General features: G+C 65.6%; 7 protein-coding genes. 1 reads left to right on the top strand and 6 read right to left on the bottom strand.

The features are described from left to right. Window positions 1-130 precede the first annotated feature (130 nt). Window positions 131-1,081, top strand: a complete 951-nt coding sequence (locus APH44_RS20355) for a LysR family transcriptional regulator (protein WP_054894277.1) — start codon at window positions 131-133, stop codon at window positions 1,079-1,081. A 37-nt stretch (window positions 1,082-1,118) separates the two neighbouring features. Here APH44_RS20355 and APH44_RS20350 read toward each other — a convergent pair whose 3' ends face one another. From APH44_RS20350 to recC, 6 genes are all read right to left on the bottom strand, one after another. Further along, entirely contained in the window at window positions 1,119-1,619 is a 501-nt protein-coding gene (locus APH44_RS20350) for an OmpA family protein (RefSeq protein ID WP_054894276.1), read from the bottom strand. A gap of 31 nt (window positions 1,620-1,650) precedes the next feature. After that, window positions 1,651-2,895, bottom strand: a complete 1,245-nt coding sequence (locus APH44_RS20345) for a diguanylate cyclase domain-containing protein (RefSeq protein ID WP_054894275.1) — start codon at window positions 2,893-2,895, stop codon at window positions 1,651-1,653. After that, window positions 2,892-3,467 (bottom strand): YfiR family protein, encoded by a 576-nt coding sequence (locus APH44_RS20340; RefSeq protein ID WP_371105626.1) that lies wholly within the window; start codon window positions 3,465-3,467, stop codon window positions 2,892-2,894. The genes APH44_RS20345 and APH44_RS20340 overlap by 4 nt, the downstream gene beginning before the upstream one ends. 76 nt (window positions 3,468-3,543) lie before the next feature. After that, complete coding sequence (gene recD, locus APH44_RS20335; RefSeq protein ID WP_054894274.1) at window positions 3,544-5,619, bottom strand: exodeoxyribonuclease V subunit alpha; 2,076 nt, start codon at window positions 5,617-5,619, stop codon at window positions 3,544-3,546. Then, window positions 5,616-9,293 (bottom strand): exodeoxyribonuclease V subunit beta, encoded by a 3,678-nt coding sequence (gene recB / locus APH44_RS20330; protein ID WP_054894273.1) that lies wholly within the window; start codon window positions 9,291-9,293, stop codon window positions 5,616-5,618. The genes recD and recB overlap by 4 nt, the downstream gene beginning before the upstream one ends. Next, complete coding sequence (gene recC, locus APH44_RS20325; protein WP_054894272.1) at window positions 9,290-12,772, bottom strand: exodeoxyribonuclease V subunit gamma; 3,483 nt, start codon at window positions 12,770-12,772, stop codon at window positions 9,290-9,292. Before recC ends, recB begins: the two co-directional genes overlap by 4 nt. Between the last annotated feature and the right edge of the window lie 117 nt (window positions 12,773-12,889).

Here is a 12,889-nt window from a genome sequence, read left to right as displayed (position 1 = left end):
TGCGCTCTCCTTGGAATTATTGTCGGAACGAAGACGCCTACGCCGCAGCGAACGGGGTGGCGTGCAGGGGCTGAGTTCGAGTATAGATGTGCAAACATCCAACAAGAATGCACAAAAAAACCGGATCAACATGCAAAAAGACCTGACCTCCCTCAGCGCGCTGAACTGGGACGACCTCAAGTTCTTTCTTGAGGTAGCGCGCACCCGCAAGGCCAGCAGTGCAGCCAAACGCCTGGCCGTGGACTACACCACGGTGTCGCGGCGCATCAGCTCGCTGGAAGGGGCGATGGGTACCTTGCTGTTCGAGAAATCGCGAACCAACGGTTTCGTACTCACCGCCGAAGGCCAGCGCCTGCTGGGCTATGCCGAGTCGATCGAAAGCACCCTGCACATGGCCTGCGAGCAGGTGTCGGGCTCGGGCGTTGCGCTGTCGGGGCACATACGCATGGGGTGCACCGAGGGCTTCGGCAGCTTCTTCGTCACCCCTCAGTTGAGCCGCTTCGTCGACACCTGGCCGGCGATCTCGGTAGACATTCTGCCGCTGCCGCACTTCATCAGCCTGTCCAAGCGCGAAGCTGACATCGTCATCGCCCTGGAGCGCCCCGAGCATGGGCCCTACGTGTGCTGCAAGCTGTGCGACTACCGCCTGCGCCTCTATGCGACCCGTGAGTACCTCGACCACCACGAACCGATCCGCCAGGTCGCCGACCTGGTGCGCCATCCGTTCATCAGCTACGTGGACGACTTGGCATTCAGTTCCGAGCTGCTGTACCTGGCCAACCTCATCCCCAACGCCAGCGCCCACCTGCGCAGCACCAGCGTGATCGCCCAGTACACCGCTGCCCTGCAGGGGCGCGGGCTGGCGATCCTGCCGTGCTTCCTGGCGGCGCAGGACGAACGGCTGGTGACGGTGCTACCTCAGGAGGTGGAGGTGACGCGGCAGTTCTGGATGTACTGCCGGGAGGACCTGCGCAAGTTGAAGCGGATCACCCTGCTGTGGGATTACATCCGCGATGTGACCGAGGCGAATGCGCCGCTGTTGATGGGGCAGACACGGGAGATGGTGTTCGCGCAGGATTGAGGCGGATGGCACCGGCAACGCCGGTGCCGCTGATTGCTCAGTTCGACGCCACCACGATCGACACCCGCCGATTCTCGGTACGTCCGGCACTGGTGCGGTTGTCCGCCACCGGCTGACTGCTGCCCAACCCGCGCGTCTCGATGTTGCGCGGCTGCATGCCGACGTTGATCAACGCCTTGGCCACACTCTGGGCCCGGCGCTCCGAGAGCTGCTGGTTATAGGCCGCCTTGCCCGAGGCATCGGCATGGCCATCGACGCGGACATGCTCGATACCCACCGACAGCAACGCCTTGCCGATCCGCTCGACAATCGCCTGGCTCTGGCCGTTGAGTCCGTCCAGGTCACTGCCGAACAGTACCTTGCCCGACAGGTCGAACGCCCAGCCCTCGTCGCTTGGGGTAAACCCTTCGCGCTTGAGCACGGCGATCTGTTCAGGGCTCAGCCCGCTGGGCGGCACGGTCTGGCAGCCGGTCAAGGCCAACACCGCCAGCAACAAGGCCAGCAAGGGAAAACGCAGTCGGGAAAAGCGGTGTTTCACGGTTCAGCTCCTGTTATTCATATCCCGTGGCTCAGCGTTCCGTCTGGGCCACTTGCCAATGGCCGCGCCGATTGCGCTTGGCCTGGTACATCGCCGCATCGGCGGCATTGAGCAGACTGGCCGAATCCTGGCCATCGTCTGGGTAATAGGCGATGCCGACACTCAGCGAGGTGCTGACGCGCTGGCCATCGTCCAGCAGGATCGGCAGCTTCATGCTGGCAACGATCTTCTCGGCGATGCGCTGGGCATCCTCGCGCGAATGAAGGGGGGTCAGCAGCACCGCGAATTCATCACCGCCAAGGCGCGCCACCAGGTCGTGCTCGCGCAACTGCGCACGCACGCGGCTGGCGATATTGATCAGCACCTCGTCGCCAACGGCATGGCCAAGGTTGTCGTTGATTTGCTTGAAGTGGTCACTGTCGAGGAATAGCAGCGCCAAATGGTCCTGCTGCCGGGCGGCGTTGCGCAGGCAACGGTTGAGGCGCCCTTCGAAGAAGGCGCGATTGGGCAGGCCGGTGAGGCTGTCATGGCTGGCCTGGTGCGCGAGGGTCTCATTCTCGCTCTGCAAGTGGCTCTGCCAGACCTCCAGCTCGTCGAGCAGCGCGTTGAAGTCGTTGCCCAGCTCATTGAGCTCGGCAATCCGAGCCTCGGGCACGCGCCGGTCGAAGCTGCGCTCGCGCCGCGCCGCATGGGCGACGCTGGCCAGGCCCCGCAGAGGACGAACGATATCGCCGAACAGCCGGCGCGACAGGTGGATGGCGACTGCGGCGCTGAGCAAGCTGCAAAAGAGGATGCCCGCCAGGCCGCTGAGCAGGAAACGCAGCAGGCTGCCGCCCTGGCCCAGCAGCTCGATGTGTCCGACCGTGCGCTGCTGACGGACGATCGGCAGGTGGATGGCCTCGCCCAGCAAGGCCTTGGCCACCTGGCGCTGCAGTGGTGCCAGCAAGCCCGAGTCATCGCGTTGCCAGTGCGCCAGCAGCTCCCCCTGGCTGTCGAAGACCTTGGCATCTGCCACTTCTTCGGTGGCGGCAATCACCGCCAGGGCTTCACTGGCCGCCCCGCTGTCGTCGAACACCACCGCCGCCTCCACGGTATAACTGATCGAGCGGGCGATCAGGTGCAGGTTGTGATTGGCATAGACGCGCAATGCCGCTACCCCGAGCACGGTCAGGGACACGCCCACGAGTCCGACGGCGATCAGCGCGACACCCAGGTGCCCTCGCCCCAGCACTGACCGCAAGGTCGGCCGCTTCCTGCGGCTGCCGGTAAGTTTCATGGTTGCGCCGCCCTGCGCCGCGACAATTGCAGCACGCTGGGGTGGATGCGCACGCCACTGCGCGCCACCGAGTCGAGGTTCACATCGAAGCTGACCTGTTCGTCATCGACGTGCAGGCAGAACAGGCTGCCGACGGTGCACGGGTCATCGGCCTCGCTGATACTCAGGACCGGATGCCCGACCAGAGCCTGGAACAGGCGGTCACGCTGTCCGGCGTCGAGCTTGCCGATGTACACCGCGTCGCAGGCGCCGGAAACGCCCGAATCGTCGACGAGCAGGCGACGCACCTGCAGGGGCTGGCCGGCATTCTGCACATTGCCCTTGATCAGGTCGTCGGCATATTCGGTGGGGCCGACCAGGCACAGGCGCAGCGGCGAAGGATCAGCAGGCCAGCGGGCATAGCTGAAGATACCCAGCACGACCTGGGTCACCGCTTTGGCGCGTTGCTGCACCTGGGCTGCAGTGGCAGGGAGGTCCGCCCAGGCAGGTGAGGCGAACAGCGACAGGGCGGCAATCACTAGCGAAAGCACACAGCCCGTCACTCGCCCCCTGGGCGAGACAACCACTGTCATGTGGGAAATCTCTCAAATTAGATTCAGATAACCCGCACGATAGCATAAGGCCGCAGTGCCAAGGTATTGACGAATGTCACCCTTGGTCGAGCATTAGGCCAGAAATCCGACGCACCTTGCGCTCGACAGCATCCTCAAAGATGCCCGCCCGTGGTTCCACCAGGCTGAAGCAGTGCTTGGCACGGGTGATGCCGGTGTACACCAGCTCCTTGGTCAGCACGGGATTGAGCGCATCGGGCAACACCAGCGCGGTATGGCTGAACTCCGAGCCCTGGGATTTGTGTACGGTCATGGCGAACACCGTTTCCACTTCATTGAGCCGACTGGGCAACACGAAGCGCACCCCGCCCGAGCCGTCGTTGCGCGGGAAGGCGACCCTCAGCAATGGCTCGCCATTCTCGTCGGGCAGGCGCAGGGCGATGCCGATATCACCGTTCATCAGGCCGAGGCCGTAGTCATTGCGGGTGACCAGCACCGGACGGCCCTCGTACCAGGGCTGGCGGGTGTCGATCAGCCCAGCGTTGTGCAGCACCCGCGCCACACGCTCGTTCAGCCCTTCCACCCCCCAGGGCCCTTTGCGCACCGCGCACAGCAGCTGGAAGCTTTCGAAGCTGTTGAGCACCAGGGCAGCCCATTGCTCCCACGTCGGGGCATCGGCGGGGGTGCCTGGCGCCGGCCGATGGCGACCGATACTGCGCAGATAGCGGCGATACCCCTGCGGGCCGTCTTCACCGCGACCCAGGCCATCCAGCAGCAAGCGATCGAAGGCGCGGTCATGCTCGCCGCGCAGGGACAGGCCGAACACATCCTCAGGCGGCATGCTCAGCAGATCCCGCGCCTGGCGGGCCTGCTGCAGGTTGACCAGGCGCGCCAACTGGCCAATGCCACTGCCTTCGCCGAAACGCCGGGAGTAACGCAACATCACCACCTGCTGGGCCAGCGCATGCTGGTGCGCATCACCTGGCTGCAGACCGCTGCCCTGCAGCGATTGGCCGCCGACCTGCTCGAGCCAGGCCTGGGTGGCGGGCGTGTAACGCCCTTCTTCGGCATACCGACACAGGTCGCCGAGCACCGCGCCGGCCTCCACCGAGGCCAACTGGTCCTTGTCGCCCAGCAGCACCAGGCGAGCCTGCGCTGGCAAGGCATCAAGCAGGTTGGCCATCATTTCCAGATCGATCATCGACGCTTCATCGACCACCAGCACGTCCAGCGGCAGTGGGTTACCGGCGTGATGCCGAAAATGCCGCGAACCGGGGCGACTGCCCAGCAGGCGGTGTACCGTGCTCACTTCGGTAGGAATCTGCGCCCGCACCTCGGCGCTGACCCGCAAACGCTCGACCTGTTGGCCGATGGATTCGGTCAGGCGCGCAGCAGCCTTGCCGGTGGGTGCCGCCAGGCGGATTCGCAAGGGCCTGCCCTGCTCCACCGCCGGCCCTTGGAGCAAGGCCAGCAAGCGTACGACCGTGGTGGTCTTGCCGGTGCCCGGACCACCGGTGATGATGCTGAACGCGGCACGCGTCGCCAAGGCACAGGCGAGCTTCTGCCAGTCCACCTGACCTGCCGGGGCGCCGTCCTCGAACAACTGCTCCAGGCGCACGGGCAGGTCGGCGGGAATCGACTCGTCCGCCACGATGCGTTGCTGCAGCGACCGGTCGATGCGCCGTTCATAGCTCCAGTAACGGCGCAGGTACAGACGCTGACCGCTGAGTACCAGAGGCCGCGCGTCCTGGCCCTCGGCATCGCCCAACGCCACCAGCCGACTAGCCGCGATGCGCTGGCGCCAGGTGCTCGGTTCGAGCGTGGCGAGCAACTGCGACGGCAACAGCAACGGCCCCGCCAGTGCATCGCCCTCTGGCGGCAGCGACAAGGCGAAATCGGGCTCGGCCAGGGTCTGCTCAAGGTCGAGGCAGACATGCCCATGCCCCAACTGGTGACTGGCCAGCGCCGCAGCCAGCAACAGCAAGGGATCGCTGCCCGCCTCACGCTCCTCGAGGAAGCTGACGAATGCCCGGTCCAGCGCACGCAACCAGCCGCGCTCGACCCAACGGTCGAGCAGGGCCAGCAGGTCCTGGCTGTGTTTCAACGGCGCAAGGGCCGCCAGGTGCTCGGCCTGCAACGGTGTCGGCAACAGATCATCGAGGGTGCGGCTCATGGTGCGGCTCCGGCAAACAGGTCCTGCTGCTCGGGCGCACAGGCGCCGCGAAACAACGCATCGAGCTGCTCGATCAGCTCACGGGGCGGCCGGGCGAAATACAGGCCATGGCCGGCGCTGCCGATACCGCGCAGGAAGATGAACAGGGCACCGCCCACGTGGCGGTCGTAGTCGTAGTCGGGCAGCCGTGCGCGCAACTGGCGATGCAGGGCCAGGAGGTAGAGCACGTACTGCAGGTCGTAGCGGTGGTCCAGGATCGCCTGTTCCATGGCCAGGGTACTGTAGGCGCTGCCATCGGGGCCGAGCCAGTTGGACTTGTAGTCGGCCACGTAGTAGCGCCCGTCCAGCTCGAACGCCAGGTCGATGAAGCCCTTGAACATGCCATTGAGCTGGGTCGCCAGCGCTGCCGGTCGCGCGGCGCCACCGTGGGTGTGGCGGACGACGAGCTGATCGAGGCGCAGCACGTCGACCTGATGGCTGGCGAACCAGAACTCCATCTCGATCTGGTACTGCTGAAGCTGCGCCAGGGTCAGGACCGGGCCATCCGACGACAGCGGCATGGCCTGCGTCAGCAACTGCTGCAGCCAGGGCACCAGGGTCGGGATCCAGCCGGTCCAGTCGCGGCGGTTGCAGCGTTGGCCGACAGTGCGTTCGATCAACGCAGGCTGGCTGACCACATCGGCAAACCCTTCACGCCCGGCCCACTCGAGCAGGCCGTGAAGGAAGGTGCCGGGGTTCGGCCCGCGAGGGAAGCGGTGGATATCGCCGTTTTCCGCCGGGACTTCACGCAGTCGCTGTGCATCGACGTTCTCGTCGTCGAGCAATTGCTGGGCCCGGGAGCTGTCGGCGCCGAGACTCTGGTCGCCGACGCGCAAGGCGCTGTAGGAGGCGATCCACCACTGCTCTGCCGCGGCGCGGCGCGGCTTGCGTGCAGGCAGGTGTTCAGCGCCGTCCTGCGGCGCGCGATAACACTGTTCGTCAGCTTCGGGCAGCGGTGTACAGACAATGGGCGCCCCCTCGGCACACAGTGCCTGCAGCCAGTCGGCCAACTGCACGGAAGCCGCCAATGGGGCGCCGCCGCCCAGCAGGTAACCCAGACCCGAGCGGTGCAATTGCGAGGTTTTCTGGCTGCCGCGCTTGAGGTCGGCAACACCCAGCCAGCAGGCATGTTGGGCGCGGGTCAGGGCCACATAGAGCAGGCGCAGGTCTTCGGCCAGACGCTCATCGTCGGCCAGTGCGATCTGCTCGTCGGTGGGGGTGAGCGTCAGCAGCACCTGGCCATCGTCGTCGTGCCAGGCCAATGGCAGGCGCTGGCCATCCACCGGTTTGCTGGTGCAGATGAACGGCAGATAGACCAGCGGGTACTCCAGGCCCTTGGATTTGTGGATGGTCACGACCTTGACCAGTTGCTCGTCGCTCTCCAGGCGCAGGATCTGCTCTTCACCGGCCTGCCCGGCGTTGGCCAGGTGCTCGGCCAGGTGACGGATCAGGGCCTGCTCGCCATCGAGCTCGCCGGCCGCCTGTTGCAGCAGTTCGGCCAGGTGCAGCAGGTTGGTCAGCACACGTTCGCCATCGGCGCGAGCGATCAACGTGCGTGGCAGCTGGAAGTCATGCAGCAGGCGGCGCAGCATGGGTAGCACGCCCTGGCGCTGCCAGGTGTCGCGGTACAGACGAAAACGCATCACCCAGTCTTCCCAGACCCGCTCGTCCTGGCTAAGCCGCTCCAGTTCGAGCAACGGCAGGTCCAGCGTCAGGCTGGCCAGGGCGGCCTTGAGCAGGCGCTCGGCGTCGGGCTCGGCGCAGGCCTTGAGCCAGGCCAGCAGGTCGTGGGCTTCCTGGGCGGCAAAGACCGAATCCTTGTCCGACAGATAGACACTACGTACCCCACGGGCAGCCAGCTCGGCACGGACCAACTGCGCCTCGCGGCCATCGCGCACCAGGATGGCGATGTCCGAAGGCAGACAGCCGCGCACTTCGCCCTGCGCATTGGCAAACCCCGTCACACCTCGTTGGCCGCCGTTGAGCAGGGCAACGATATGGCTGGCGCAGCTGGCGGCCAGTTGCTGACGATACAGTGTGTTGGCAACCGGTTCGTCACTGTGCAACTGCCAGCAATGCAGGGCGGCACAGGGCTGGCCGTCGATCAGCAGGCGCTCGCTGCGGCCCTTGGCATGAACTTCGATGAACGGCAACGGGTTGTCGTTGGCCTCGCGGAACAGGAACGCCCCCTTGCCTTCGGGGCGTTGCTCGGCCAGCAGGAACACGCGGTTGACCGCCTCGACCATGGCCTGGCTGGAGCGGTAGTTGGTGTCCAGGCTGTGCAGGCGCCCAGCCGTAGCACGGCGGGCACCGAGGTAGGTGAAGATATCGGCGCCGCGGAACGCGTAGATCGCCTGCTTGGGGTCGCCGATCATGAACAGGCCGGTTTCCGGGCGGTTTTCGGCGATCCGGTAGATGCGCTCGAAGATGCCGTACTGCACCGGATCGGTGTCCTGGAATTCATCGATCAAGGCCACGGGGAACTGCTCGCGGATCAGTGCGGCAAGGCGCTCGCCGGCCTCGCTACGCAGCGCTTGCTCGAGGCGCAACAGCATATCGTCGAAGCCCATTTCGGCACGCCGGCGCTTCTCCACTTCGAAACGCGCCGCCACCCACGCGGCAGCATGTTCCAGCACCGCCGAATCGGGGCCAGGCAGCCCCTGCAAGGTTTCGCGCAGTGTCTCCATGGCGTGCAATGCCGGATGCTCCGGTGGCTCGCCCGATTTCCAGACCTCGGCCATGCCTGCAGGCGTCAGGCGGGTGAAGCCGGTACCCAGGTCGAGCTCCATGGCCTGCTCATCACCCGCCCAGGCGCGCAGTTTGTCGAACCAGGGGTCGAAGAAACGCGCCTGCAACTTGCGACCATCGGCCTGCTTGGCGGCCACCGCCGCGCGGCAGATTTCGTGCAGCTCGTCGGCCCACTGGGCCCAGGGGGCCTTGAGCGCGCCCAGTTGCGCCTGGCGTCGCTGCAGGGCGGATTCGATCAGCGCCTGTGGATCGGCACCGTCTTCTTCCCTGCTGACGCGGCCGAACAACGGGCGGATGCGCGGTAGCAACGCGTCCGGGCTCACCCAATGGCTGCGCACCCAGGCCAGCGCTTCGCCCTGCATGCCGTAGCAGAAGCGCCGCCAGTAATCGCGCATGACCTGGCCGAGCAGCTCGCTGTGATCGGTCTCCAGGCTCTGGGTGAACAGGCTGCCGCTGTCGAAGGCATGCTCGCGCAGCATGCGCTGGCACCAGCCGTGAATGGTCGAGACCGCCGCTTCGTCCATCCACTGCACTGCGACCTCCAGGCGACTGGCGCAACGGCCCCAGAGCTCCTGTGGATAATCGTCGCGCAGCAGGTGCAGCAAGGGGTCGGCGTCGTCCAGCTCGCCCCTGAAGAAACGTGCAGCCTCGGCCAGACGCGCGCGAATCCGCTCGCGCAGCTCCTTGGTCGCAGCGTCGGTGAAGGTCACGACGAGAATCTGCGGCGGCAGCAGCTCGCGGGCGAAGCCTTGCTCGCCGCCATGGCCGAGGATCAGACGCAGGTAGAGTGCCGAGATGGTGAAGGTCTTGCCGGTGCCGGCACTGGCTTCGATCAGCTGGCTGCCGTGCAGGGGAAAGCTCAGGGCCAAGGGACGGGCCTGGGTCATGCGGCGGTCTCCGGATTGCCTTGGGTCTGCCAGGCGGCGGCAAACAGGGGTCGGTAGAGAGATTCGCACCAGCCTTCGAAGGTCTCGTCAGCCGTGAGCGCAGCAAAGTCGCGGAACTGACGCATCAGTGCAAGGCTCTCGCTGCGCTCGCCGAAGCTGTTCTGGCCGTCGCCTTCATAGGCGCGCTCGGCGGCAGCCTGGGCTTTGTCCGGGTCTGCCTGGGCCAGCCAGGCGAAAGCAGTCTTGGGCGCTATCGGGAGGGGGCCATTCATTGCAGCCTGACGCGCCACCAGCAGATCGGCAAGCAGATCCCCCGCCTGTGCCGCGGCCATCGGTGCGAGCAGCAAGGTGCGGTCACTGGCGACCAGGGCCGTGTGCAATGGATAACCGACAGCGCAGGCCGCCAGGTGCATGACCCACGCTGGAATCAGCCGATGCCATTTGAGACTGTTGCGCCCGGCACCCAGGCTGTTGGGCACGGTGGTGATGCTCAGAAGGCTCTGTTCATCATCCTGATAGACGCGCCCAAGCCAACCTTCCAGGCGCTGCGGGCCGCGCTCGAAGTGCAGCGGCAGAGCGCCCTCTACCACGGTATGCCAGCGCTGCAACAGCTGGCGATGGCGTTGCAGTAGGTCTGGCAGGGGCTGGATCAGTTCCGCCTGCAGCGACTCGCCGAAACCCGCCAATGGCAGCAGCCCACATGCCTGCAGGCGTCGGGCCTGGGTACGCAGCGCTTGTTCGGCGTCGTCGGGTGTGGCCAATGCAGCGCCAAGCAGCCGCTCGCTGAGGCTGTAGCGTTGCAGGGCATCGAGCACGAAAGGCTCCTCGTCCGGCGTTGGCGCCTCCAGCGCTTCGAAGAACACCTTCAGGCGCTGGCTGAAGAAATGCCGGACCGGATGGCGGAGAAAATCCTGCAGTTGCGTCAGGTTTAATGGCTCATCGCTGTCGTAGGGCGGCAGCGCCTGATCGACCTCCGAAGCCGGCTCGACGGGCTGGTGCAAGACCTGCCATTCGTGGGCGTAGCTGAACAGTGCGCTGCCCTTCTGGAAGTAGCGCTGGCTGAAGGGTTGCAGGGGATGCTCCTGGGTCAGGGCATGCAACAACTGCTGGCCGGGGTCATCACGCTGGCCTGGCTGGGCACCGGCCAGCTGCCAACCGGCGGCAAGATGGTCGCGCAACTGGCCGACCAGCACCGAGGCGGGGCGTTCGCTGTTGTCGCGAATACTGCGCCCGACCCAACTCACATAGAGTTGGTCGCGGGCAGACAGCAGCGCCTCGAGCAGCAGGTAGCGGTCATCTTCGCGGCGCGAACGATCGCCAGGACGGTAATCGCTGGCCATCAGATCGAAGTCCAACGGCGGCTGGGCGCGAGGATAGTCGCCGTCGTTCATGCCCAGCAGGCAGACTACGCGGAATGGGATGGCGCGCATGGGCATCAAGGTGCAGAAGTTCACCGAGCCGGCCAGGAAACGCTGGGACAGCTTGCCCTGGTCCAACCCCGACAGCCAGGCCTCGCGCATGACCGTAAGCGGCAGTGGATCGTGCAGGCCGACGGTCTCGCAGGTTTCCAGCCAGGTATCACGCAGGTCCTGCAATTGCACCAACAGCAGCTCGTCGTGCTCCTCCTCGGCGAGGAAGAACACCTGCAACAGCGCATGCAGGCGCGCGCCCCACGCCATGGGGCTGGCCGGCTCGGCAAGGGTCTGGAACGCCACGTCCAGGGCATCGAGCAGGGCCACCAGCGGGCCGATAAGGGCCGCGTCGAGGCCACCGATCTCGTCATAGGGCTCAATGCCGTCACAGGCCTCGCCGACGCCTACGGCGTAACCCAGCAGCATCCGGCGCAGGCCGAACCGCCAACTGTTCTGCTCCAGGCCTTCGGGCAACCCGAGGCGGGCACGTTGTTCACCGCTCAGGCCCCAACGGATGCCGGCCCCCTCGATCCAGCGGTGCAGGGTCGGCAGGTCACTCTCCTTGATCCCGAAGCGGGCGCGCACGGCGGGGACGTCGAGCAGGTCGAGGATCTCGCTCACGGCGAAACGGCTGTCGGGGAGCTTGAGCAGATGCTCCAGGGCGATCAGCAATGGATCGCGGCCGCGCTGGCCCTGGTCGGTGAGGGTAAAGGGGATGTAGCGCGGATCATGGCGGTCGAGTTGGCCAAAGACAGCGCGGATATGCGGGGCGTAGTCATCGATGGCCGGAAGCATGACGATGACATCGCGCGGCCGCAGGGTCGGATCGCTGCTGAAGCGCGCAAGCAACTGGTCGTGGAGGATCTCCACTTCGCGCTGCGGACTATGGGCGATGTGGAAACGTACCGAACGGTCGCGGCTGGGATCGATGGCAGGCCAGGTGTCGCGGGTTTCAGCCAGGGGACGCAGTTCGAGGATGTCGTCCTGCAACTGGTTGAGCAGCGTGGTGGGCTGGGCGTCGCTGAACAGGTCGATGCGCCCGTCGCTGAAGACACCACGGTAACTGTTTGGATCATCGTAGCTATCGAGCAGGTTGATGTAGTCACGGCCCTGCTTGCCCCAGGCGGCCAGCAGCGGATGAGCGTGCTGGTGCATCGATTCGTCGTCCAGTTGCAGGGGCATGCCGTGCTTGCGCTGTTGGCGCTTGTACTGGTGCCGAAGCAGGTCTTTGTCCGCGACGATATCCCCCCAGTGATGGCGGCAAGGGTTGTGCACGCACAGCAATACCTGACTGAAGCGGGCCAGCCCGGCCAGGGCTTCAAGGGCCTGGGCAGGCAGCGACGAGATACCAAAGACGATTACCCGCGACGGTAGGCCCGCGGGAGCTTGCTCAAGGGTATCCATGCGCGCGATGAAACGCTGATGGACGCCGGCTCGGCTCTGCGCCATACCCTCTGCACCGACATCGTCGAGCAATGCACGCCACAACTCGGCCTGCCAGCGGTTGCCATCCGCCAGGGGCTTGCGCTCGCCGCGGGCAGTGTTGAGCACGTGCTCTCCAGCGGCCCAGTCCTTGAGCCAGTCGGCGCGGTAGACCTGGTATTGGTCGAACAAGTCAGCCAGACGTTCGGCGAGCTGGTAGCGCTTGCGCAGGTCGTTGTCGTCGGTGAGAAAGCGCTTGAGTGGCTCGAAGTGCGGTCGCTCGATCAGTGCTGGCAACAAGCGTACGAGGCGCCAGGTCAGCGGTGCCTTGTCGAGCAGCGACACCTCGGGAATCTCGTCGCGGCCCAGCACGAGGCGATAGAGCTGCCACATGAAAGTGCCGGGCAACTGGACGTCGATGGCCGCAGCGATACCGCAGCCGCCTTGATCATCGTCCTGCGGATCTTCGGCCAGTGCGAGCTTGAGCCATTGGGCAATACCGTTGCTCTGCACCAGGGCGATTTCGTTCTCCAGAGGCGCCAGGGGATAGTTGCGCATCACGTTCACGACCAGGTTGCGCAAATCGTCCAGGCGGTTGCCCTGGACGATCATGAAACCTGGGTGCAGTGACGTGGTGTTGGCCATTGGGTGCCCTCTGGAAGACGGTGTGCGCTGACGGAACCATACCCTGTAGAGGCAGGCTTGTCCCGTGGCGTGCGTGGTGTCGGTGTGGGGGGAGCGATACGACCTGGCGAACGCCAG

The sequence above is a fragment of the Pseudomonas sp. NBRC 111143 genome (assembly GCF_001320965.1).
In the GTDB taxonomy this organism is placed as follows: Bacteria; Pseudomonadota; Gammaproteobacteria; order Pseudomonadales; family Pseudomonadaceae; genus Aquipseudomonas; species Aquipseudomonas machongensis.
This window is presented reverse-complemented; position numbering and strand designations above follow the sequence as displayed.

Bases quoted from the DNA above. Each gene is read 5' to 3' on its own strand.
- APH44_RS20355 (WP_054894277.1), top strand. From the start codon at position 131: ATGCAAAAAGACCTGACCTCCCTCAGCGCGCTGAACTGGGACGACCTC.
- APH44_RS20345 (WP_054894275.1), bottom strand. From the start codon at position 2,895: ATGAAACTTACCGGCAGCCGCAGGAAGCGGCCGACCTTGCGGTCAGTG.
- APH44_RS20340 (WP_371105626.1), bottom strand. From the start codon at position 3,467: ATGACAGTGGTTGTCTCGCCCAGGGGGCGAGTGACGGGCTGTGTGCTT.
- recD (WP_054894274.1), bottom strand. From the start codon at position 5,619: ATGAGCCGCACCCTCGATGATCTGTTGCCGACACCGTTGCAGGCCGAG.
- recB (WP_054894273.1), bottom strand. From the start codon at position 9,293: ATGACCCAGGCCCGTCCCTTGGCCCTGAGCTTTCCCCTGCACGGCAGC.
- recC (WP_054894272.1), bottom strand. From the start codon at position 12,772: ATGGCCAACACCACGTCACTGCACCCAGGTTTCATGATCGTCCAGGGC.